This is a genomic window from Pseudomonas laurylsulfativorans (genome assembly GCF_002906155.1).
Lineage (GTDB): Bacteria > Pseudomonadota > Gammaproteobacteria > Pseudomonadales > Pseudomonadaceae > Aquipseudomonas > Aquipseudomonas laurylsulfativorans.
Window position 1 is genome coordinate 171,615 of sequence record NZ_MUJK01000010.1, and the last position, 21,848, is coordinate 193,462.

The 21,848-nt window shown below is 59.6% G+C and carries 21 protein-coding genes; 2 read left to right on the top strand and 19 right to left on the bottom strand.

Features of this window, described 5'->3' with window-relative positions; translation table 11 throughout:
* Positions 1–6 precede the first annotated feature (6 nt).
* The 15 genes from B0D71_RS24815 to B0D71_RS24885 form a co-directional block, all read right to left on the bottom strand.
* Positions 7–615 (bottom strand): DUF4823 domain-containing protein, encoded by a 609-nt coding sequence (locus tag B0D71_RS24815; protein ID WP_057713723.1) that lies wholly within the window; start codon positions 613–615, stop codon positions 7–9.
* Between the two features lie 245 nt (positions 616–860).
* Complete coding sequence (locus B0D71_RS24820; RefSeq protein WP_103397057.1) at positions 861–1,829, bottom strand: GTP 3',8-cyclase MoaA; 969 nt, start codon at positions 1,827–1,829, stop codon at positions 861–863.
* A gap of 137 nt (positions 1,830–1,966) precedes the next feature.
* Positions 1,967–2,605 carry a TetR/AcrR family transcriptional regulator gene (locus tag B0D71_RS24825; protein WP_007997056.1) on the bottom strand — a complete coding sequence of 213 codons (639 nt, stop codon included), beginning with the start codon at positions 2,603–2,605 and terminating at the stop codon, positions 1,967–1,969.
* A 387-nt stretch (positions 2,606–2,992) separates the two neighbouring features.
* Positions 2,993–3,781, bottom strand: a complete 789-nt coding sequence (locus tag B0D71_RS24830) for a TatD family hydrolase (RefSeq protein WP_103397058.1) — start codon at positions 3,779–3,781, stop codon at positions 2,993–2,995.
* A 72-nt stretch (positions 3,782–3,853) separates the two neighbouring features.
* Positions 3,854–4,840: a DNA polymerase III subunit delta' gene (locus B0D71_RS24835; protein WP_103397059.1), complete on the bottom strand. Its 987-nt coding sequence runs from the start codon at positions 4,838–4,840 to the stop codon at positions 3,854–3,856.
* The gene (gene tmk / locus B0D71_RS24840; RefSeq protein WP_103397060.1) at positions 4,833–5,465 is read right to left on the bottom strand and encodes a dTMP kinase; all 633 of its coding nucleotides are present in this window, start codon (positions 5,463–5,465) and stop codon (positions 4,833–4,835) included. Before tmk ends, B0D71_RS24835 begins: the two co-directional genes overlap by 8 nt.
* Before the next feature lie 19 nt (positions 5,466–5,484).
* Positions 5,485–6,717 (bottom strand): endolytic transglycosylase MltG, encoded by a 1,233-nt coding sequence (mltG, locus tag B0D71_RS24845; protein WP_103397061.1) that lies wholly within the window; start codon positions 6,715–6,717, stop codon positions 5,485–5,487.
* A 3-nt stretch (positions 6,718–6,720) separates the two neighbouring features.
* Positions 6,721–7,536, bottom strand: a complete 816-nt coding sequence (gene pabC, locus B0D71_RS24850) for an aminodeoxychorismate lyase (RefSeq protein ID WP_103397062.1) — start codon at positions 7,534–7,536, stop codon at positions 6,721–6,723.
* Positions 7,536–8,780: a beta-ketoacyl-ACP synthase II gene (gene fabF, locus B0D71_RS24855; RefSeq protein ID WP_103397063.1), complete on the bottom strand. Its 1,245-nt coding sequence runs from the start codon at positions 8,778–8,780 to the stop codon at positions 7,536–7,538. Before fabF ends, pabC begins: the two co-directional genes overlap by 1 nt.
* Before the next feature lie 109 nt (positions 8,781–8,889).
* Positions 8,890–9,126, bottom strand: coding sequence for an acyl carrier protein (gene acpP, locus B0D71_RS24860; protein WP_003175607.1), 237 nt, complete (start codon positions 9,124–9,126; stop codon positions 8,890–8,892).
* A 196-nt stretch (positions 9,127–9,322) separates the two neighbouring features.
* Positions 9,323–10,063: a 3-oxoacyl-ACP reductase FabG gene (gene fabG, locus B0D71_RS24865; protein WP_007997043.1), complete on the bottom strand. Its 741-nt coding sequence runs from the start codon at positions 10,061–10,063 to the stop codon at positions 9,323–9,325.
* A gap of 16 nt (positions 10,064–10,079) precedes the next feature.
* A complete protein-coding gene (gene fabD, locus B0D71_RS24870; RefSeq protein WP_103397064.1) occupies positions 10,080–11,018 on the bottom strand; it encodes an ACP S-malonyltransferase in 939 nt (312 codons plus the stop codon).
* 125 nt (positions 11,019–11,143) lie between these two features.
* Positions 11,144–12,154 (bottom strand): phosphate acyltransferase PlsX, encoded by a 1,011-nt coding sequence (plsX, locus tag B0D71_RS24875; protein WP_103397065.1) that lies wholly within the window; start codon positions 12,152–12,154, stop codon positions 11,144–11,146.
* A 4-nt stretch (positions 12,155–12,158) separates the two neighbouring features.
* On the bottom strand, positions 12,159–12,341 hold the full coding sequence (gene rpmF / locus B0D71_RS24880) for a 50S ribosomal protein L32 (RefSeq protein WP_003179396.1): 183 nt from the start codon (positions 12,339–12,341) through the stop codon (positions 12,159–12,161).
* Between the two features lie 13 nt (positions 12,342–12,354).
* Entirely contained in the window at positions 12,355–12,882 is a 528-nt protein-coding gene (locus B0D71_RS24885) for a YceD family protein (RefSeq protein ID WP_008050439.1), read from the bottom strand.
* A gap of 105 nt (positions 12,883–12,987) precedes the next feature.
* Between B0D71_RS24885 and B0D71_RS24890 the strand changes: the two genes are divergently transcribed.
* Entirely contained in the window at positions 12,988–13,566 is a 579-nt protein-coding gene (locus B0D71_RS24890; protein WP_103397066.1) for a Maf family protein, read from the top strand.
* 115 nt (positions 13,567–13,681) lie between these two features.
* Here the strand turns inward: B0D71_RS24890 and B0D71_RS24895 are convergent, their stop codons facing one another.
* From B0D71_RS24895 to rluC, 4 genes are all read right to left on the bottom strand, one after another.
* The gene (locus B0D71_RS24895; RefSeq protein ID WP_103394672.1) at positions 13,682–15,013 is read right to left on the bottom strand and encodes an IS4 family transposase; all 1,332 of its coding nucleotides are present in this window, start codon (positions 15,011–15,013) and stop codon (positions 13,682–13,684) included.
* Between the two features lie 119 nt (positions 15,014–15,132).
* Positions 15,133–16,122 (bottom strand): S49 family peptidase, encoded by a 990-nt coding sequence (locus B0D71_RS24900; RefSeq protein ID WP_103397067.1) that lies wholly within the window; start codon positions 16,120–16,122, stop codon positions 15,133–15,135.
* A gap of 24 nt (positions 16,123–16,146) precedes the next feature.
* Positions 16,147–16,809, bottom strand: coding sequence for an HAD-IA family hydrolase (locus tag B0D71_RS24905; RefSeq protein WP_103397068.1), 663 nt, complete (start codon positions 16,807–16,809; stop codon positions 16,147–16,149).
* Positions 16,796–17,758, bottom strand: a complete 963-nt coding sequence (gene rluC, locus B0D71_RS24910; RefSeq protein ID WP_103397069.1) for a 23S rRNA pseudouridine(955/2504/2580) synthase RluC — start codon at positions 17,756–17,758, stop codon at positions 16,796–16,798. The genes B0D71_RS24905 and rluC overlap by 14 nt, the downstream gene beginning before the upstream one ends.
* Positions 17,759–18,460: 702 nt before the next feature.
* On the opposite strand from rluC, the gene rne reads away from it, so the two are divergent.
* Positions 18,461–21,685 carry a ribonuclease E gene (gene rne, locus B0D71_RS24920; protein ID WP_103397071.1) on the top strand — a complete coding sequence of 1,075 codons (3,225 nt, stop codon included), beginning with the start codon at positions 18,461–18,463 and terminating at the stop codon, positions 21,683–21,685.
* The last annotated feature ends 163 nt before the right edge of the window (positions 21,686–21,848 follow it).

Consider the following 21,848-nt stretch of genomic DNA (forward strand, 5'->3'; position numbering starts at 1 on the left):
TTGGTTTTACTGGTCGCTGAGTCCCAGCAGGCTGCGCGCGTATTGTTCCAGCGGCGGGCCCATCAGGTCTTCGGGTTTTTTATCGTGGAACGTCAGTAAACCGCCACGACTCTTGATGGTCGCAGTATCAATCAAATACTGGGTGCTGGTCTCGATCAACATGATCTGAATCATACCGCTATCGATGCCGAGACGATCCAGGGCCTCCTGATCCAGCCACTCGTCCGAGTTGCCGATACGGTCGTCAGACTTGGCAAATCGGGTGTAGAGCAGATAGTGCGCACCGGCGGCACGGGCTTCGCCCATGGCCTGGTCGAGGCCTTCCGGCGTACGGGCACGGCGGACCATCGGGAAGTATTCGACGAAGCCATCGAACGCGACTTCGGCAATCACGTTGGGCCGCGGGTAAACGGCGCTACCCGGCGGCATGAAAGCGCCTTGGGCGATGTAGACGAACGAGTCCGGTTGAATGCGCAGGTTGTTTACGCGACGGCTGTCGCTGTGGTCGAGTAGCCCCGCATCGCTCATATGGTAACGAGTCCCTTCGGCCATATCGCTGACGTTCATGCAGCCACCAAGTGCCAAAACGGCCAGCAGCAAAACCAGGCTACGCATCCTATCCTCCAGAGGCCGGTGTCGGAAAACCGGCGAATGGCCGTAGGATGCAGCTTTTGCGCCAGTCCTGAACCTCCTCGACACACCAAACTTGAGAACGAACACGTGTGGCGAGGGGGCTTGCCCCCGTTCGGCTGCGCAGCAGTCGTAATACCGGCGCATGCGGTCTTCCAGGGAAAATGTTGGGGGCTTCTGGGACCGCTTCGCGGTCCAACGGGGGCAAGCCCCCTCACCACATGGCCGGATCAACCACCGATAATCTTCATGACAGTCGCGCCGCCGGAGAACGCCACTTCCTGCTTGTCGCCCAAGGCTTTGACCAGCAGTCTCTGTAGCGCCGGCAAGGCCTGATGACGCGGCTTGTCCAGCAGGTCGCCGATGTAATGGCGATTGCTCGATGACAGGCAGCCATGCAGCCACCCGGTGGAAGATAAACGCAAGCGTGAACAGGTCCGGCAGAAAGGCACACTCTCGTTGGCAATCACGCCGAAATGTCCCTGACCTGGAATTTCATAGCGCACCGCTGTCGCATCGACGGGTGCATCGGCCTGCAAGTATTCGTAGCGCTCGCCGATCAGGCTCAGCAGCTGCTGGAGGCTGACGAACTGTTGCAGAAACGCATTGGAGTCCTTAGCCAGGTGGCCCATGCGCATCAGTTCGATGAAGCGCAGTTCATAACCTCGCTCAAGGCAGTAGTCGAGCAGCGGCATCACTTGATCGAGGTTCTGCCCGCGCAACGGCACCATGTTGACCTTGATCTTCATGCCGGCCGCACTGGCCTCGTTCATACCGTCGAGCACGGTGGCCAGGTCACCACCCCGGGCAATGCCGCGGAACGCACTGGCGTCGAGGGTATCGAGGGAAACGTTGAGACGCCGGATGCCAGCGTTCACCAGCAGCGGCAGTTTCTTCGCCAGCAACTGGCCATTGGTGGTCAGGCTGATGTCTTCCAGGCCCATCTGCCCGACCGCCGTCATGAACGCTTCGAGTTTCGGGCTGACCAGCGGCTCGCCGCCGGTAATGCGCAGGCGTTCGATGCCCGCCGCTTCAATCAGATAAGCCACGCCGCGCGCCATGGCTTCGGCCGACAATTCATCCTGCGCAGCCACCAGCCGCTTGCCGTTGGGCACGCAGTAGGTACAGGCGTAATTGCAGGCGGAGGTCAGACTGATTCGCAAGTTGCGAAAACGCCTGCCTTGACGGTCAACGATCATGGTTACTCCGGCGGAAGAATATCGGGCCGCTAAAACTTGACTCAGAAATCAAGTTTTAGCAAGTCCTCTACCTGAGTATATTCCTGCGGCACTGCGCCAAGTAGCGAAATCATGGCGCAATAAGGCAACTGAATGGCTCAGCTGCTGGGCGTGTCGGTGTCGCGCTTGCGCTTGTTGCCCATGCGCACGCCGATGTCCATGAGGAACTGGAAGAAACCTTCCTGATCTTCCAGCACATTGCTCCAGAACGGCGAGTGATACAGGGCGACAGCACCGTGCACCAGCGCCCAGGACGCGCAGTAATGGAAGTAAGGTGGCACGTCTTCAAGCTTCCCTTCGCTGATCCGACCCTTGATCAACAGGGTCAGGCGTTCGAAGTTCGAGGCACGGATCTTGTGCAGCTCCTCGATCATCTCCGGCACCTGGTTGCCCTTGACCACTTTCTCTTCGAGACGGTCGAACAGGCGATAGCGTTGAGGATCGCGCATGCGGAATTCGAAGTACGCCCGGGACAGGGCTTCCTTGTCCTTGTCGACATCGGCCGAATGCAGTAGTGCGTTCAAATCGCGCTCGTAGTCGAGCATCAGGCGCAGATAGATTTCCGCCTTGGATTTGAAGTGCTTGTAGATCGTGCCTTTGCCGATACCGACGGCATCAGCAATCATCTCGACGGTGACACTGTCTTCACCTTGTTCGAGGAACAGCTTGAGCGCGGTATCGAGAATTTCCTGCTCGCGGCGACGAAACTCACGGACCTTACGAGGTTCTTTATGCATAAGAAAAGGTCTGTCGGGGTCAAAATTCGAAGCCGCGTATTATGCCTAACTTACGCAAAAATGCACGGATCATCCGACCATATCTGCGCTTTCTGGTCATTCTGCGTACGTTTAGAGGTTGATGAGAACTCTTCCGAAGCGCACGTATTCCAAATTTGTTTAAAAACTCGGGCAACCAAACTGGACTAGGCGCAATCCTGATCAATACTTGAACTGTCGGCGGGGCATCTCCCCCAAGTGTCACGACGATATTGGTACCAACGGACCGCGTGCCATTGTTTTACTCCTAATGGTCTTAACCCGGATTCACCCCCCAGAACCCGGGTTTTTTTTGCCTGCGATTTAACCTTGTGAGAGCGAGCCTGCTCGCGAAAGCGGCTTCGAACCCTAAACTGATTTCACATGTGCCAGCGGGAACAGTCGCTTGAAATTCGACGTGGTCTGCTCGGCAAACCGCTCGTAGGGCTCACCACGCAACATTGCCAGAAATTCCGCAACTTCACGTACGTACTGCGGCAGGTTTGGTTTGCCGCGATAGGGAATCGGCGCCAAGTACGGCGAGTCGGTTTCCACCAACAATCGGTCGGCAGGCACCTTGCTGGCCACATCGCGCAACGCATCGGCATTGCGGAAAGTGACAATCCCGGACAGGGAAATGTAATAGCCCATGTCCAGCGCCGCCTTCGCCATTTCCCAGTCTTCGGTAAAGCAATGCAGTACGCCCGCCTGGGGTAGCGCCGCTTCACGCAGCAAGTCCAGGGTATCGGTGCGGGCGCCACGGGTGTGGATGATCACCGGTTTGCCGGTCTGCTGCGCCGCTTGCAGGTGCAGGCGGAAGGACTCCTGCTGCAACTCTGCAGCTTCCGGCTCGTAATGGTAGTCGAGGCCGGTTTCGCCGATGGCAACTACCCGCGGGTGATGGAGCTCCTGGAGCAGCCAGTCCAGCGCCGGTGCGGCACCCGGCTGCACATCCAGAGGGTGCACGCCCACCGAACAGTCGACGTCGTCATAACGCTCGGCCAGGGCTTTTACGTCGGCCGCGTTGTCCGCGCTGACGCCGATACACAGAAAGTGCCCTACCCCGCGCTGCCGGGCTGCATCAAGTGCGGCATCCAGGGAGCCGTCGTGGGCGGCCAGGTCGAGGCGATCAAGGTGACAATGGGAATCTACGAGCATAAAGGGCTGCAACTTGTATCGAATGGGTGGGACGGTCGTGTGTACTGATACTCAGAGTCTAGGCGCTGACAGTCATCGTTGGGCAGGCAATGAAGCCCATTGCACCAGCAATGCTTCCAGCAACAAGGCCGGATTGAGGTTGGCCTTGCTCAAGACTTTATGGCGTTGGGCGAGTATCCAGTCCTGAATATCGAGGACTTTGCCCTGGGCGCTTTTCTGCGCCAGATATTGCACAACCTTGCGCATGTCGGTCAGACCGAGACCGGCTTCATCCTGGGTCAACTGATAGCGCAGGATCAGGCTCGACCAATCGCAGAACCAATCGAACAGGCGCAACATCGGAATGTTTTTCCACTCTTCGGCCAGTTGCGTCGGCGACTGCTGTTGCTTGAGCAGTTTTTTCACGCCTTCCACCACTTGCATGCGCTGTTCACGCACGCCCTGGGCCTGGAGATTGACCGCCGCCAGTGGCGAACCGGCGGCCAGCGTCAGCAGTTCGACGCGCTCTTCTTCGGAGCACTCCGGCAACGCCTGAGCCAGCCACTTCAAGCTCATGGCCTGGCCCGGCAGCGGACAGGCCTGCTGCACGCAGCGACTCTTGATGGTTGGCAACAAGCGGCTCGGCTGGTGGCTGACCAACAACAGAACGGTATCGCCGGACGGCTCTTCGAGGCTTTTGAGCAAGGCGTTGGCGGCGTTGATGTTCATCGACTCGACCGGCTCGATCAGCACCACTTTGCGCCCGCCCAACTGCGCGGTCTGGACCACGAAACCGACCAGGTCGCGAACCTGATCGACCTTGATTGCCTTGTCGGCTTCTTCCGGCTCCAGGATGTAGTTATCCGGGTGGCTGCCAGCCTTGAGCAGCAGGCAGGATTTACATTCGCCGCAGGCCTCCAGCGAGTTCGGGCGCTGGCACAGCAAGCTGGCCATCAGGCGCTCGGCCAGCGCGCGCTTGCCGATCCCGGCCGGGCCATGCAGCAGATAGGCGTGTGCATGCTGGGCGCGACCAGCCAGTTGCTGCCAGAGGCTTTCCTGCCACGGATAGGCCTCAGCCACGGCTCAACTCCAGCAGGCGCGGCAGCAAGGTATCCAGCGATTGCTGGACCTGTGCCAAAGGTTGGGCAGCATCGACCAGCACATAACGCGTCGGATCCGCCTCGGCCCGCTTGAGGAAGGCATTGCGTACGGCATCGAAAAAGGTCCGGCCTTCGAGTTCGAAACGGTCCAGACGACCGCGAGCACTGGCGCGGGCCAGCCCCACCTCGACAGGTAAATCGAAAATCAGCGTCAGGTCCGGGCGCAGATCGCCCTGGACGAAGGTTTCCAGGGACGCAATACGCTCCAGCGACAAGCCGCGACCGCCGCCCTGGTAGGCGTATGTCGAATCGGTAAAACGATCACACAGGACCACGGCACCGCGGGCCAACGCCGGGCGAATCACCTCGGCCAGGTGCTGGGCACGCGCCGCGAACACCAGCAACAACTCGGTATCCGGGTTCATGACTTCGTCGACCGGGGCCAGCAGCACTTCACGGATGCGCTCGGCCAACGGCGTGCCGCCCGGCTCGCGGGTCAGCACCACCTCGATGCCGATGGCGCGCAAGCGCTCGGCCAGGTATTCGCGATTAGTGCTCTTGCCGGCGCCTTCCGGGCCTTCCAGAGTAATAAACAAGCCAGTCACAGGCAGTCCTTAGTCAGAGTCATTGCGAGCTTTTCGGGGCATTGGCATCGGGTTCCGGCGTTTCAGGGGCTGGCGCAGGATCTTGCGCCGGCACCTGCGGCAACGCCTCGGGAGCCGCGCTCGGTGAAGCGGCCGGGATCGGTGCCAGCTCCTGAGAAGCCCTGGCCTCCTGCGTATCGCTTTGTTCAGTCTGGGTCGGCGATGTCTCTGGCATGGCAGTGGGTGCCGGGCTGGAGCGGTAATCGGCGCGACGCTTGAGCTGGAACTCCTTCACGGCATTGTTGTGGGCATCCAGGTCGTCGGAGAACACGTGAGTGCCATCGCCACGCGCCACGAAGTAAAGGCTGCTGCCCTCCACCGGATTGAGTGCCGCATGGATGGCTTCGCGACCGACCATGGAAATCGGCGTCGGCGGCAGGCCCGCATTCATGTAGGTGTTATAGGGCGTCGATTCCTTAAGGTGAGCCCGGGTCAGCTTGCCGCTGTAGCGGTCGCCGAGGCCGTAGATCACCGTTGGGTCGGTCTGCAGCAGCATGCCCATCGCCATGCGTCGTACAAACACACCGGCAATCTGCCCGCGCTCCTGCGGTACACCGGTTTCCTTTTCCACCAGCGAAGCCATGATCAGCGCCTGGTAGGGCTCGGTGTACGGCACCTCGGAAGAGCGCTGCTCCCACTCCTTGGCGAGGACTTCGTCGAGGCGGTCGTAAGCGGTTTTCAGCAGCTCGATATCGGACATGCCGCGTACGTAACGATAGGTGTCAGGGAAGAAGCGCCCTTCCGGAAAAATCCCCGCGTGGCCGAGCTTGTCCATGACCTGGCTGTCGCTCAAACCGTCGAGGCTATGGTCGAGCTTCTCTTCCCTGGCCAGCGCTGCGCGGACCTGACGGAAGTTCCAGCCTTCGACCAGGGTCAGGCTGTACTGAACCATTTCCCCGCGTTTCCACAGGTTGATCAGGCCTTCGACAGTCATGCCCGGTTGCAGGCGATATTCGCCGCTATGCAGGGGTTGTTTGGCGAGATTGAAGCGCCAATACACACGCAGCCAGAACGCGTCCTTGATGACGCCATTGGCTTCGAGTCGATAGAAGGTGCGGGTCGGCGTGGTGCCCTTGGGCACATCCAGCAATTGTTCCTGGGCAATGTTCAGCGGCTGTACCAGCGCCGAATGAATTTTCCAGGCTGAAGCACCCAACAGCAGCCCCGCCAGAACCACTCCGGTTTCCAGCAGCAGCAAGAGTTTACGTCTCACGTATCAAGCATCCAGTAGCACACGGGCAATGGTTTGGAGTTTACGGGTGAGCGGCCCAACCGGCCAGTGAAGAGCAGCATAGGCGCGCACCGGCCAGATACCATACACGCTGTTGCAGACAAAGACTTCGTCAGCCCATTGCAACTGTTCGAGGGGGATATCGGTGATTTGCGTGGGGATTCCCAGCGACCTGGCCTGAAACAATATTTCGGCGCGCATTACGCCTGCCACGCCGCAGCGTTTGAGGTCAGCGGTGATGAGTACACCCTCACGCACCAGAAACAAATTGCTGAACACGCCTTCAATCACGCGCCCGGCCTGATCGAGCATCAACCCTTCGGCATGCTCGGTGTCCTGCCATTCGGCACGGGCTAGGACTTGCTCAAGTCGATTCAGGTGCTTGAGGCCGGCAAGCAATGGCTGCCTGGACAATCGTGTGGTGCAAGAAAACAAACGAACACCCTGTTCGCCATGCGCCGCGGGGTAAGCCGCAGGTGGATTGCCTTGCAGAATGCGGCGGGCCTGGGCCGAAGGGTCGGGAGCATAACCGCGCAGACCGTCGCCGCGAGTGAGAATGAGCTTGAGCACCCCCTCACCCAGTGCCGCGGCATAGGCCAGCAGTTCACTGCGGATCAATTCCTGATCAGCGGCTAGCATCAGACGCGAACTGCCATCCGCCAGGCGCGACAAATGCCGATCCAGCAACACCGGCTGCCCGTTACGTACGGCGATGGTCTCGAACAGACCATCGCCATAAGCCAGGCCGCGATCCTTCAGCGACAAAGCGTCAGCCGGTTGACCGTCGACCCAGCTGTCCATCAGCCTGCGAACCGGCGGAACACCAGCGAGCCGTTGGTGCCGCCAAAACCGAAGGAGTTGGAAACGACTACATCGATATCCATGTTGCGCGCGGTATGCGGCACGAAATCGAGATCGCAGCCTTCGTCCGGCTCATCGAGGTTGATGGTCGGCGGCGCCACCTGGCTGTTGATGGCCAGCACGCTGAAGATCGCCTCGACCGCGCCTGCCGCACCCAGCAGGTGGCCGGTCATGGACTTGGTGGAACTGACGGCCAGCTTGTAGGCGTGATCGCCGAATACCGACTTGATCGCATTGACTTCAGCGAGATCGCCTGCGGGAGTCGAGGTACCGTGGGCATTGATGTACTGAACTTGATCGCCATTGATCTTGGCGTCACGCAGCGCATTGGTGATGCAGCGGGCAGCACCGGCACCATCGGCGGGCGGCGACGTCATGTGGTAAGCGTCACCGCTGGTGCCGAAACCGATCAGCTCGGCATAAATGGTCGCACCACGGGCCTTGGCGTGCTCCAGTTCTTCGAGAACCAGCGCACCGGCACCGTTGGACAATACGAAGCCATCACGGCCCTTGTCCCATGGACGGCTGGCGCGGGTTGGTTCGTCGTTGCGGGTCGACAGCGCGCGGGAGGCACCGAAGCCCCCCATGCCCAGGCCGCACGCGGCCATCTCGGCGCCACCGGCAATCATCACGTCGGCTTCGTCGTACATGATGTTGCGGGCCGCCATGCCAATGCAGTGAGTACCGGTGGTACAGGCCGTGGCGATGGCGTAGTTAGGTCCCTGTGCACCGAGGTGGATGGACAGGAAACCGGAAATCATATTGATGATCGAGCCTGGCACGAAGAACGGAGAGATCCGTCGTGGGCCGGTTTCGTGCAGCGTGCGGGCGGTTTCTTCGATATTGGTCAGACCACCAATACCCGAGCCCATGGCCACGCCGATGCGCTCACGGTTGGCGTCAGTGACTTCCAGACCGGAATTGCGTACCGCCTGAAAACCTGCGGCCAGACCGTATTGAATGAACAGGTCGAGCTTGCGGGCTTCCTTGACCGACAGGTATTCCTCGACATTGAAGTCCTTTACCGAGCCGCCAAAACGGGTGGAATAGGCAGAAAGGTCGGCGTGTTCGATCAGACCAATGCCACTGCGGCCAGCCAGAATGCCCTGCCAGCTGCTCGGCACATCCGTGCCCAGTGGCGACAACATACCCATACCGGTGACTACGACGCGTCTACGCGACACAGCACTCTCCTTTTTTCAAATGACGACTTTGCATCAGGCCTAAAGAAAAAACCGCACGCCATGATGGCAGTGCGGTTTTTCCATGACAGCGAGCAACGATTACAAACTATTACGCCTGGTGGCTAGTAACGTAGTCGATTGCAGCTTGTACAGTAGTGATCTTCTCAGCTTCTTCGTCAGGGATTTCGGTCTCGAATTCCTCTTCCAGAGCCATCACCAGCTCAACGGTGTCAAGGGAGTCGGCACCCAGGTCTTCAACGAAGGAAGCAGTGTTGACCACTTCTTCTTCTTTAACGCCCAGTTGCTCAGCAACGATTTTCTTGACGCGCTCTTCGATGGTGCTCATACCTTGTTTTCACTCCTAATGGACAAATTCAGGCAGCTGGCCAGTGGGTAAGTGTATAGAAAGGCTTTTCAGCTTTTCAACTGAAAGCTTCACTCCTCGAACCCGGTGACCCTCTGCCTATAAATAGATTGCAGCTTTATAACGGATTTTAGACAGCTCGTATGACATTTTTTTGAAGCAATCCGTCACATTTGAATTACATGTACATCCCGCCGTTCACCGGGATTGTAGCTCCGGTAACGTAAGCCGCACCGTCCGACGCAAGAAAAGCGACCACGGACGCGATCTCTTGAGCTTGCCCCAGACGACCCAGCGGAATCTGCGTCTGCAAGGCTTCACGCTGCGCCTCGGGCAGTTCACGGGTCATATCGGTATCGATGAACCCAGGGGCCACCGAGTTTACCGTAATCGAACGCGAACCGACTTCACGCGCCAGAGCACGACTGAAACCTTCCAGACCGGCCTTGGCGGCAGCGTAGTTTACTTGGCCTGCGTTGCCCATGGCACCCACAACCGAACCAATACTGATAATTCGGCCCCAACGGGCTTTGGTCATGCCACGCAAAACGCCCTTGGACAGGCGGAACAGACTGTTCAGATTGGTATCGACAACGTCGTGCCACTCGTCGTCTTTCATGCGCATCATCAGGTTATCGCGGGTGATACCGGCATTGTTGACCAGAATCGCCGGCGCGCCGAACTGCTCCTGGATGCTCGCCAGGACTGCCGCCACGGACTCGTCGCTGGTGACATTGAGTTCCAGGCCGGTGCCTTGAATACCGTTTTCCTTCAGGGTGGCGGCAATGCGCTCGGCACCCGACGCGGAGGTCGCAGTACCAACAACGATGGCACCCTGACGACCCAGTTCCAGGGCAATAGCCTGGCCGATGCCACGGCTTGCACCGGTGACCAGTGCAACTTTACCTTGCAGACTCATGCAAGTTTCTCCTGATTCAGGCCGACGCTGCGCGGGCGGCAGCGAAAGCGTCTGGGGTATTGAGGTTGGATGTCGATACGCCTTCGGCGCAACGCTTGTTCAGACCGGCCAGCACTTTGCCAGGACCGCACTCGACCAGATTGGTCGCGCCCTTGGCTGCCAGCGCCTGTACGGATTCGACCCAGCGTACGGGCTTGTACAGCTGTTCGAGCAGATCACGCTTGAGGGTTTCCAGATCGGCCGGCACTTCGGCGCTGACGTTCTGGACCACAGGAATCTGTGGCTCCTGCCAGTTGATCGCGGCGATCGATTCGGCGAAACGCTCGGCAGCCGGACGCATCAGCTCGCAGTGGGACGGCACGCTGACCGGCAGCGGCATGGCGCGCTTGGCACCACGCGCCTTGCAGCCTTCGATGGCGCGCTCGACCGCTGCCTTGGCACCGGCGATGACCACCTGGCCAGGGGAGTTGAAATTCACCGCACTGACCACTTCGCCTTGCGCCGCTTCGGCACAGGCGGCCAGTACGTCGGCATCGTCCAGGCCGAGGATGGCAGCCATGCCGCCCTGCCCGGCCGGAACGGCTTCCTGCATCAGCTGACCACGACGCTCGACCAGCTTCACCGCATCGCCCAGGCTCAGACTGCCCGCCGCGACCAGCGCACTGTATTCACCCAGACTGTGTCCGGCCACGTAAGCCGGGCGCGCGCCACCTTCCGCCAGCCACAGACGCCACAGGGCGATCGAGGCGGTCAGAATGGCCGGCTGGGTTTTATCGGTTTGATTGAGTTGCTCTTCCGGCCCTTGCTGGGTCAGTGCCCACAGGTCGTAACCCAGTGCATCGGAAGCTTCTTTGAATGTTTCGAGGACAACCGGATGTTGCGCGCCCAGCTCGGCCAGCATGCCGAGGGACTGCGAACCCTGTCCTGGAAAGACGAATGCGAGGGAAGCAGACATGTAACAAGCCCCTAATGATCTTGTCGTCGGAGAATTGGCGCCCTACTTAGAGGACGCAAGAAACTGACAGTTGGATGGCCCATCGAACCAAGCGGTCACATTTAAGCATTGTCCGACGAAAACGCCTAAAGCAACAAATCCTCCAGACGACCGTGCAGGCGCTCGGGAAGATTCTCCTGAATCTCGATCAAGGCCCGCTGAATGGCACTTTGAAAACCCTGGACCCCGGCAGAACCATGGCTTTTCACCACAATCCCCTGCAAGCCGAGAAAGCTCGCACCGTTATGCCGTGCAGGCGCCAGATCAGCCTGCAGACGCTTCATCAAGGGCAGCGCCAGCGCGCCGACCACGCGAGAAGCCACGCTCTTCCTGAACAGCGCCTCGATACGCCCGGCAATCATGGTCGCCAGGCCTTCGCTGGATTTGAGCAGGATGTTGCCGACAAAACCGTCACACACCACTACATCCGCTTCGCCACGGTACAAACCGTCGCCCTCGATAAAGCCGATGTAATTGATGCCCCTGGCGCCTTGCAACAAGGTCGCCGCCAACTTGACCTGCTGATTACCCTTGATGTCTTCGGTGCCGATGTTCAGCAACGCTACCCGTGGGCGCACTATGCCCAGGGTTTCCGCCGCCACCGACCCCATGACCGCAAACTGCAACAGATGCTCGGCACTGCAATCGACGTTGGCGCCCAGGTCGAGCAGTTGGCAATAACCCTTTTGTGTCGGAATCGCCGCCACCATGGCCGGACGATCAATGCCCGGCAGAGTCTTGAGCACAAACCGCGACAACGCCATCAGCGCCCCGGTGTTGCCGGCACTGACACAGGCCTGGACCTTGCCATCACGCAATAACTCAAGCGCCACGCGCATCGACGAGTCAGGTTTGCCACGCAAGGCCTGGGCGGGCTTTTCGTCCATAGTGATGACTTCGCTCGCCGGGGCAATCGACAGGCGCGCGCGATCAACAGCCGAATGGCTAGCGATCAATTCTTCAAGAAGGGAGGGTTGACCGACGAGGGTCAGGTGCAGCGAGGGCGTAGCAGACAGACAAGCGAGGCTGGCCTGGACAATGCTGCGGGGACCGAAGTCCCCGCCCATTGCGTCAATCGCGATGACTTGAGCGGACAAGTGATTACTCGTCAGCGCCCTTGTCGATCACTTTACGGCCACGGTATACGCCTTCTGGCGATACGTGGTGACGCAGGTGAACTTCACCGGTGGTTTTTTCTACAGACAGGGTGCTAGCCTCGAGAGCGTCGTGCGAACGGCGCATGTCACGGGCAGAGCGGGATTTTTTGTTCTGCTGAACAGCCATAATTGATTAACTCCTAAACGTTTGGGTCACGCTTTAACTGCGCCAATACACTGAACGGGTTGGACCGCGTTACCTCGTCCTCGCTCGGTTCGGGCTCATCGAGACCCGCCGGCTGCTGGCATTCTTCCGGATGATGAGCAGGCACAATGGGCAAGGCGAGCAGAAGCTCCTCCTCGATCAGTGACTGCAGATCCAAAGGATCTTCGCCCAGTTCCAGCACGTCATAACCTTTCGGCAACGACTGGGTATTCGCACCCTCCTTCACCACAGCGTAACTGCATTCGCTATGGATCGGCAGGGTGACCAGCTCAAGACAACGCTGGCAAACCATTTTGACTTCAGTGTCGATAAAGCTGTGGATGACCACAGATTTACGTTCATCTCGTTCAAAAACGAATTTAGCCTGCACCGTACCGACATTGTCGGAAAGCGGGTCGCAGAGTCTCTCCAAATCGGCCAGCAGCATTTCACCTTGAAGGGTGGTGCCACGATCAGCCAATTTGCGCGGGTCAACGTGAGGTGGAATCGGGTCATTCAACATAGGCGCAGCATTATAGGGATGCACCCGCCCATGTCAAAGGAAATTCAGCCCTGTCCGTCACTTGGAAGCCTCGCTAGAATTCGCACCTGCCTTATGGAGATGCGCATGCTGCCTTTATTACTCGCTTCCGGCTCGGTCTATCGCCGGGAATTGCTCGCCCGCTTGCAGCTGCCTTTTACATGCAGCTCGCCGGATATCGACGAAAGCCATCGCCCGGACGAATCCGCCATCGAGTTGGTCAAGCGCCTCGCCGAAGAGAAAGCCCGCGCCCTGGCCGACAGCCATACCGCTCATCTGATAATCGGCTCCGACCAGGTCGCCGTGCTGGGAGAGCGGATTATCGGCAAACCCCACACCTTCGAAAAAGCCCGCGAACAACTACTGGCCGCCAGCGGCGCCAGCGTGACGTTCCTGACCGGCCTGGCCCTGCTCAACACCCAGACCGGGCACTGTCAGGTCGACTGCGTGCCGTTCACCGTCCATATGCGCCCACTCGATGCACCCCGCATCGAACGCTACCTGCACGCAGAGCAACCCTACGACTGCGCAGGCAGCTTCAAGGCTGAAGGCCTGGGGGTCAGCCTGTTTCGCAGCACCGAAGGCCCTGACGCCACCAGCCTGATCGGCCTGCCACTGATTCGCCTGATCGACATGCTATTGGCCGAGGGCGCGCAAATCCCGTAGGAGCCGGCCTGCTGGCGATCCGGGCGACGCAGTGTGTCAGGTATTTCGCCATCGCTGGCAAGCCAGCTCCTACAGTCGTACAAAGGCAAAAAAACCGGCAATTGCCTAATGCCAGTCAGTTAAGCTGACTGGCATTTTTATTTCTGATCGGATACTTCGGCGATTTGAGCCGGATGGCGCGAGGATAAATACGCTCCTCTCGCCGATGAGGCAGGACATAGTGCAGGGCTGAGGCATGAAGCTCGCCCAGGTACTTGGGGATGTTCCCGGAGCGGTCGGCCGAGACACTGTTGATAAACCCTAAAATCGCCCAGGTACACGCGCTAAAACTCATTTCACACGGGTAAATACCTGGACAGTGACGGCTCATTTCCACCATCTGATAGCGCAACAAGTTGTAGCCCAGCAACACCCCCCACAGTTCCTGCTCGATCATCTCGGGTGTCTTGCTGCGCAGCGTATAGCTGCTGTTAAGCAGCGTCTGTTTCATCTCGCGAAACCCTAATTCGATCTCCCATCGCTGGCTGTACAGGTCGACGATTTCGTCGGACGGAAAGCGCAGCGGGTCGGCCATCGACGTCAGGATCTGACACACCTTGCCCTTGACGGTTTTGCTCAGGAGTCGCGCAGTCAGGCGCTCGGGCAGCCCCGGCCATTGTTTGCGGGCTTGCGGCGAAGTACTTAACAAGACAACCGCATCCTGGCGCCCCAAACGCTGAACCACTTCGTACTGCGTGCCTTTTTTCAGTGGCATCAGCCAATGCCGCTCGGTGCCTGCTTGCTGCCATTGGTGCAGCAAACCCAAGGAGTAAAAGCCTCGATCGAACAGGGTCAACGAGTGATCGGGCGTGGTGTCGATCAGTTGTTCGGCCAGCTTCATTTCGTTGCTGCGATAGCCATCAAACGCACTGCCGATCAGCATGTGGCTGGTCAATTCCATTTGGCAGACCATGCGCACCTGAGGAAAGCCAGTGTCGCCATGCTGATTGCTGGCCGAGTCGTAGCGCGCCCGATTTTCCGGGGTATCCGGTGTTCGCCAGACCACACCGTCGACGCCCAGCAAACGCAAGCCGGCCCAAGTTGGGTGATCCACGGCCTCATGCCAACTTTTCTGAGTCAGATGGAAGACCTGTCGAACAGCCTCGCAGCCCAACCGCTGACGGGCTTGAACCACAGCGCTGGGTGCCACCAGCGGACGTTGGCCCGGCAGCATGATGTTCATGCGGCTGACCACATCCCATGCCGACATGCGTCGAAAGAAGGCCATGGAAATCACGCACCAGAGCATCATTTCCAGCGGCAAACGCCGCTTGCGCAGGGTCGCCACACCGGCCTGTTCAAGGGCCAGCTCGACCAAAGACGGATCGAGTAAAGAATCCAGTCCCTCGATTGAATTGGGAGTGGAGGCGATGTTGTGGGTCAGTTCCAGGGCCCGAGCGAGACGCATAAAAAAATCCGATGCCAGTACAGGCATCGGATTTTGATTTCTTGCGGCCAAAGGTCAAGCGAGAAGGCTTAACTGATCGGCATTAGGCAATTGCCGGTTTTTTTTGTGCAATCGAAAGATCACCGCAACGACGGACCGTTAAAACCCATCCACATCGCCAAATGCTCAGCCACGCTGGCACCGAGTTTCTTCGAGAAGCGATCGAATGGCGACTCCTGAACGGTGAAGTCCACCAGTTCTTTCTCGCCGATCACATCCCGCGCAACCGAACTGGCATTGCCCAACCCATCGATCAACCCCAGTGGCAGCGCCTGCTCGCCGTTCCAGACCAGGCCGGAGAACAGCTCCGGATGCTCCTTGTCCTTCAGGCGATCACCACGCCCCTGCTTGACGCTATTGATGAACTGCTTGTGTGTCGTATCGAGCACACCCTGCCAGAAGGCGGTTTCTTCCGGCTTCTGTGGCTGGAACGGGTCGAGGAACGACTTGTGCTCGCCAGAAGTGTACGTACGACGCTCGACGCCCAGCTTCTCCATGGTGCCGACAAAACCATAACCGGCCGCCGTCACACCGATGGAGCCGACCAGACTCGCCTTGTCGGCATAGATCTGATCCGCCGCACTGGCGATGTAGTAAGCGCCGGAAGCCCCGAGATCGGAAATGACCGCATACAGCTTGATGTCAGGGTGCAGGCCACGCAGGCGACGAATCTCGTCATAGACGTAACCCGACTGCACCGGACTGCCGCCTGGGCTGTTAATGCGCAGGATGACACCCTTGACCTTCTCGTCCTCGAAAGCCGCGCGCAGACTGCCAACGATATTGTCCGCGCTGGCAGGTTCCTTGTCGGCAATCATGCCTGTCACATCGATCAGCGCCGTGTAGTGGGCGCTGCGAGTGGCTGCTTTTTCCATATCCATTAGCGGCGAAAACAGGGCAATGGCGCCGAACAGATACACAAAAGTCAAAAGCTTGAAGAATATCCCCCAGCGACGGGACCGACGCTGTTCCTGCACGCTGGCCAGCAGCGTCTTTTCCAGCAGCTTCCAGCTTTTGTCGTCACCGCTCTCTGCGCTCGCCTTGGCGGGCGCCTTCCATTCGTCGGTCATGCCATCCACCCCAAAAACAACCGGTTAAGCCTGCTGACTCAGCCAGGCATGCAATTCTGAAAAACGGTCGATGGCCAGTCGCGGCTCATACAACTTCAACGCATCGATCGATTGAGCGCCATAGCTGACAGCCACCGAGCCCATGCCAGCGTTGCGCGCCATCTGCAAATCAAAGGACGAATCACCGACCATCAACGCCTGCTCCGGACGGACCTCGCAATGGGCGAGAATCTGCTCGAGCATCAACGGATGGGGCTTGCTGGCAGTCTCGTCGGCAGCGCGGGTGATATCGAAGTAATTCTCCCAGCCATGGGACTTCAACACCCGATCCAGCCCACGACGAGCCTTGCCGGTCGCCACAGCCAGATGATAACCCTCGGAGCGAAAGGCCTCGAGCGACTCGACCACGCCCTCGAACAACGGCGAAGGCACAGCCTCCGACGCAATGTAGTGTTCAGCATAGTGCTCGCGGAACGCGATCAACTCGGCGTCACCAATCTCCGGGTACAGGGTGCGGATCGCTTCCGGCAAGCCAAGGCCGATGATGCCCTTGACGGCAAAGTCATCGCACAGTTCAAAACCGGAACGCTGCGAGGCAACATGCATCGCCTCGACAATCCGGCCGATGGAATCGGCCAGCGTGCCATCCCAATCGAAGATCAACAGCTTGTAATCAGATGGGCGCACTCAATCGCTCCACGGTCTTGGCCCACATTTCGTCGACCGGTGCCTGCAACTTCAACTCACCGCCATCGGGCAGCGGCACGGTCAACATGTAAGCGTGGAGGAACAGGCGCTTGCCACCCAGATCGCGAATTTCCTTGCTGAAACCTTCGTCGCCATACTTGGTGTCGCCAGCGATGCAATGCCCGGCGTGCAAGGTATGGACGCGGATCTGGTGAGTCCGGCCGGTAATCGGCTTGGCTTCGACCATGGTGGCAAAGTCACCGAAGCGGCGCAGGACCTTGAACACGGTCACGGATTCCTTCCCTTCCTCCTCGTCGACCTCGACCATGCGCTCACCGGAGCGCAGATTGCTCTTGCCCAGCGACGCACGGACTTGCTTGATCGAGCTCGCCCAGTTCCCGCGGACCAGTGCCATGTAGCGCTTGTCGACGCCATCACCGCGCAACGCGGTGTGCAAGTGGCGCAACATGCTGCGCTTCTTGGCGATCATCAACAGGCCGGACGTATCACGGTCGAGACGGTGAACCAGTTCGAGCTCTTTGCAATCGGGGCGCAACTGACGAAAGGCTTCGATCACCCCGAAGGTCAGGCCGCTACCGCCGTGAACGGCGATGCCGCAAGGCTTGTTGATCACGATCAACGCCTTGTCTTCAAAGACAATCGAGGCTTCAAGCCGCTGCAGCAGGCCTTGTGCCAGTGGCACCGGCTCGTCGCGCTCAGGCACCCGTACCGGCGGCACGCGCACGATGTCGCCCGCCTGCAACTTGTACTCGGGCTTGATCCGCCCCTTGTTCACGCGCACTTCGCCCTTGCGCAAAATGCGGTAAATCAAGGTCTTGGGCACGCCTTTGAGTCGGGCGAGAAGGAAATTATCAATACGTTGGCCGGCATATTCCGGCGAGACCTCAAGCAGTTGTACGCCTGGAGTCGGGGGGGTAGTCGTCGTCATGCCGCGGATGATAACAATTTTTTATGGAATTGAAGCACTTAATCATTGCTGCTATAGTCGCGAACGCCGCCAAAAGCGGCCTGGACAGCGGACCAACGGTCAAAAACCGGCCCTGACCAACGCAATTCACCAGGACGCGAGGCCGTCCTACGGGGCTTTCGCTACGTAACGGTGGAGTTTGCAGGTGTAACGAGCGCAGGTGACATGAGGCCTGAATCACGCCACAAAGCAGAGTATTCCACTCGTTTTGCGAGCCATATTCACGGCCAGTTCACAAAGTGCAGTCAGCTGCGAATGACCCCGAGCGAAGGCATCGGAAACAACGCCTAAATTAGCCATGATGCGTGACCTCCCCTTTCGGAGCTCACGGTAAATGCCAACCCGCTGCGGATTCTGCGCGCGGCAGCACCCGAATTATCAGGGATACGTGTAGGGTGGAGATGCACAACCGCCGGACTGTGTAGCAACAGGTTTTCTCAAGACGCTTCATCTCGTCCACAGCCGCTGGTTGATTCCTCCTCCTGACTGAGTGCTTAAGTAGCCACAGCAAGCAGGACGCGTACGTCGCGATGAAGGCCCACATTGGCCGGACTTCGCTGGACACGGGAAATGGCCAACCACTCCCGACGCACCTGACACCGACCGTGAGAAGTCGTGTGTGCCGAACGCCGTTTCCGGCAGCCCGGAAACCGACGGTACTACATGAAAAGAATGCTGATTAACGCAACTCAACCCGAAGAGTTGCGTGTTGCACTGGTAGATGGCCAGCGCCTCTACGACCTGGACATCGAATCCGGTGCACGCGAGCAGAAGAAGGCCAACATCTATAAAGGCCGGATTACTCGCATCGAACCAAGCCTTGAGGCTGCCTTTGTCGATTTCGGCTCCGAGCGCCACGGCTTCCTGCCCCTCAAAGAAATCTCCCGCGAATACTTCAAGAAAGCCCCGGAAGGTCGCGTCAACATCAAGGACGTCCTGAGCGAAGGCCAGGAAGTCATCGTTCAGGTCGAAAAAGAAGAACGTGGCAACAAGGGCGCCGCCCTGACCACCTTCATCAGCCTGGCCGGTCGTTACCTGGTGCTGATGCCGAACAACCCGCGTGCCGGCGGTATCTCCCGTCGCATCGAAGGCGAAGAGCGCAACGAATTGCGTGAAGCGCTGAACGGCCTGGTTGCCCCGGCCGACATGGGTCTGATCGTGCGCACTGCCGGCCTTGGCCGCAGCAGCGAAGAAATGCAGTGGGACCTCGACTACCTGCTGCAACTGTGGACCGCTATCAAGGAAGCTTCGCTGGACCGCGCCGCGCCATTCCTGATCTACCAGGAAAGCAACGTGATCATCCGCGCGATCCGCGACTACCTGCGCCAGGACATCGGCGAAGTGCTGATCGACAGCGTTGAAGCCCAGGACGAAGCCCTGACCTTCATCCGCCAGGTGATGCCGCAGTACGCCAGCAAGATCAAGCTGTACGAAGACAGCGTTCCGCTGTTCAACCGCTTCCAGATCGAAAGCCAGATCGAAACCGCGTTCCAGCGCGTGGTCGAACTGCCTTCCGGCGGCTCCATCGTGATCGATCCGACCGAAGCCCTGGTGTCCATCGACATCAACTCGGCGCGCGCCACCAAAGGCAGCGACATCGAAGAAACCGCGCTGCAAACCAACCTTGAAGCCGCTGAAGAAATCGCCCGTCAGTTGCGCCTGCGCGACATCGGCGGCCTGATCGTCATCGACTTCATCGACATGACCCCTGCCAAGAACCAGCGCGCCGTGGAAGAGAAAGTCCGCGAATGCCTGGAAGCCGACCGCGCTCGCGTGCAAGTCGGTCGCATCTCGCGCTTCGGCCTGCTGGAAATGTCCCGTCAGCGCCTGCGTCCATCCCTGGGCGAAAGCAGCGGCATCGTCTGCCCGCGTTGCAACGGCACCGGCATCATCCGTGACGTTGAATCGCTGTCCCTGGCGATCCTGCGCCTGATCGAAGAAGAAGCCCTGAAAGACCGCACCGCCGAAGTTCGTGCACAAGTGCCGATCCCGGTGGCTGCGTTCCTGCTCAACGAAAAACGCAATTCGATCACCAAGATCGAACTGCGCACCCGCGCCCGCATCGTCATCCTGCCGAACGATCACCTCGAGACGCCGCACTTCGAAGTGCAGCGCCTGCGTGACGACAGCCCGGAAGCGGCCACCAACCAGTCCAGCTACGAAATCGCTGCTGCCGCTGCCGAAGTGGAAGAAGTCCAGCCAGCCGCTGCGACCCGCACCCTGGTTCGCCAGGAAGCAGCGGTCAAGACGGCGCCGGCCCGCGCCAACGCTCCGGTTCCGACCGAAGTGGCAGCACCTGCCCCGGCTCCGGCTGTAGTACCAGAGCCAAGCCTGTTCAAAGGCCTGGTGAAGTCGTTGGTGAGCCTGTTCGCCACCAAGGAAGAGCCTGTTGCGCCGGTTGTGGTTGAAAAGCCAGCCGCCGAGCGTCCGGCCCGCAACGAAGAGCGTCGCAACGGTCGCCAGCAAAGCCGCAACCGTAACGGTCGCCGCGATGAAGAGCGCAAGCCTCGCGAAGAGCGTGCACCGCGTGAAGAACGCGCACCACGTGAGCCGCGTGAAGAGCGTCAGCCTCGCGAAGTCCGTGAGCCACGCGAATCCCGTGAAGAGACTCCAGTAGTAGCCCGCGAAGAACGCGCACCACGCGTGCCTCGTGAAGAACGTGCACCGCGCGCTCCGCGTGAAGATCGCAAGCCACGTGGCGAGCGCGAAGAACGCGTTCGTGAACTGCGCGAGCCTCTGGATGCCGCTCCGGCCGCCGCTGTTACCGCCGCTACCGCCGCCACCGCTGAAGAACGTCCAGCTCGCCAGCCACGTGAAGAACGCGCTCCACGCCCACCGCGTGAAGAACGTCAGCCACGCGCCGAACAAGCTGCCGCAGCCGCAACTGAAGAAGAACTGACCTCCAACGAAGAGCAACTGCCGGAAGACGGTCAGGAAGGCGCCGAAGGCGATCGTCCACGCCGCCGCTCCCGTGGCCAGCGTCGTCGCAGCAACCGTCGCGAGCGTCAGCGTGATGCCAACGGCAACGTGATCGAAGGTTCGGAAGAATCCGAGTCCGGCGAAAACGCTGAAGCGCCAAGCGTTGCCGATCTGGCCGCCGGCCTGGCTGTCACCGCAGCCGTTGCCAGCAGTGTGATCAGCGCTCCGGCCGAAGCAGAAGCCAATGTGCAAGCCGAACGCGCCACTGCCGCTACTCTGGAAACTGCTCCAGTCGAAGCGCCAGCCGTGGAAGCGACCACACCGGTCGAAGTCACTGCGTCGCCGGAAATCGAAGTAGCACCAGCACCAGAAGCACAGCCTGCCGTTGAAGCGGCTGCCGAACCGGCTCCAGTGGTTGAAGCACCTGCCGTAGTTGCAGAAGCGGTTGTTGAAACCGTGACTGAAACCGTGCGTGAAGTTCGCGAGGAGCAAACCGCATTCAACTGGGTGGCCGAGCCAGCTGTCGCTGAAGTAGCTGCACCTGCCGCCGAAACCCAAGTGGCTGAAGCCATGGTTTCCGAGCCGGTAGTCGCCGCTGCAGAACCGGCTCAAGCGCCGGTGGTTGAAGCGCCAGTCGTTGAAGCCCCGGTCGTTGCCGAAGCGCCTGCTCCGGTCGTCGAGGCCGCTCCTGTCAGCGCCCTGACGCCAAGTGGCCGTGCACCTAACGACCCACGTGAAGTGCGTCGTCGCAAGCGTGAAGCCGAGCGCCTGCAGAAGGAAGCCGAACTGGCTGCCCCTGCTGCGCCTGCTGAAGCGGTTGTCGCTGCCGAACCTGCACCGGTTGCTGCTGAAGTGGCTGCCGAGCCGGTTGAGTCGGTGATCCACGAAGCGCCGCGCTCCGTTCAGGAAGCGGTAGAGCAACACGAGCAAGCCCAGGAAAAAGAGCACGAGCCTAAACCTCTCGTCTGATTCCATCGGCTATTAAAAAGCCCCGCCTGGTGATCCAGGCGGGGCTTTTTTTACATCTGTGAAATCACACCAGCCCCTGTGGGAGCTTGCTCGCGATGGCGCAATGGCATTCAACATGGGTGCTGGCTGATTGACCGCTATCGTCGGATCGCCGCCCGGAGCA

Coding starts and splice junctions, on each gene's coding strand:
- B0D71_RS24815 (WP_057713723.1), bottom strand. CDS start 615: ATGCGTAGCCTGGTTTTGCTGCTGGCCGTTTTGGCACTTGGTGGCTGC.
- B0D71_RS24820 (WP_103397057.1), bottom strand. CDS start 1,829: ATGATCGTTGACCGTCAAGGCAGGCGTTTTCGCAACTTGCGAATCAGT.
- B0D71_RS24825 (WP_007997056.1), bottom strand. CDS start 2,605: ATGCATAAAGAACCTCGTAAGGTCCGTGAGTTTCGTCGCCGCGAGCAG.
- B0D71_RS24830 (WP_103397058.1), bottom strand. CDS start 3,781: ATGCTCGTAGATTCCCATTGTCACCTTGATCGCCTCGACCTGGCCGCC.
- pabC (WP_103397062.1), bottom strand. CDS start 7,536: ATGGACAGCTGGGTCGACGGTCAACCGGCTGACGCTTTGTCGCTGAAG.
- acpP (WP_003175607.1), bottom strand. CDS start 9,126: ATGAGCACCATCGAAGAGCGCGTCAAGAAAATCGTTGCTGAGCAACTG.
- fabG (WP_007997043.1), bottom strand. CDS start 10,063: ATGAGTCTGCAAGGTAAAGTTGCACTGGTCACCGGTGCAAGCCGTGGC.
- fabD (WP_103397064.1), bottom strand. CDS start 11,018: ATGTCTGCTTCCCTCGCATTCGTCTTTCCAGGACAGGGTTCGCAGTCC.
- rpmF (WP_003179396.1), bottom strand. CDS start 12,341: ATGGCTGTTCAGCAGAACAAAAAATCCCGCTCTGCCCGTGACATGCGC.
- B0D71_RS24885 (WP_008050439.1), bottom strand. CDS start 12,882: ATGTTGAATGACCCGATTCCACCTCACGTTGACCCGCGCAAATTGGCT.
- B0D71_RS24890 (WP_103397066.1), top strand. CDS start 12,988: ATGCTGCCTTTATTACTCGCTTCCGGCTCGGTCTATCGCCGGGAATTG.
- B0D71_RS24895 (WP_103394672.1), bottom strand. CDS start 15,013: ATGCGTCTCGCTCGGGCCCTGGAACTGACCCACAACATCGCCTCCACT.
- B0D71_RS24900 (WP_103397067.1), bottom strand. CDS start 16,122: ATGACCGACGAATGGAAGGCGCCCGCCAAGGCGAGCGCAGAGAGCGGT.
- rluC (WP_103397069.1), bottom strand. CDS start 17,758: ATGACGACGACTACCCCCCCGACTCCAGGCGTACAACTGCTTGAGGTC.
- rne (WP_103397071.1), top strand. CDS start 18,461: ATGAAAAGAATGCTGATTAACGCAACTCAACCCGAAGAGTTGCGTGTT.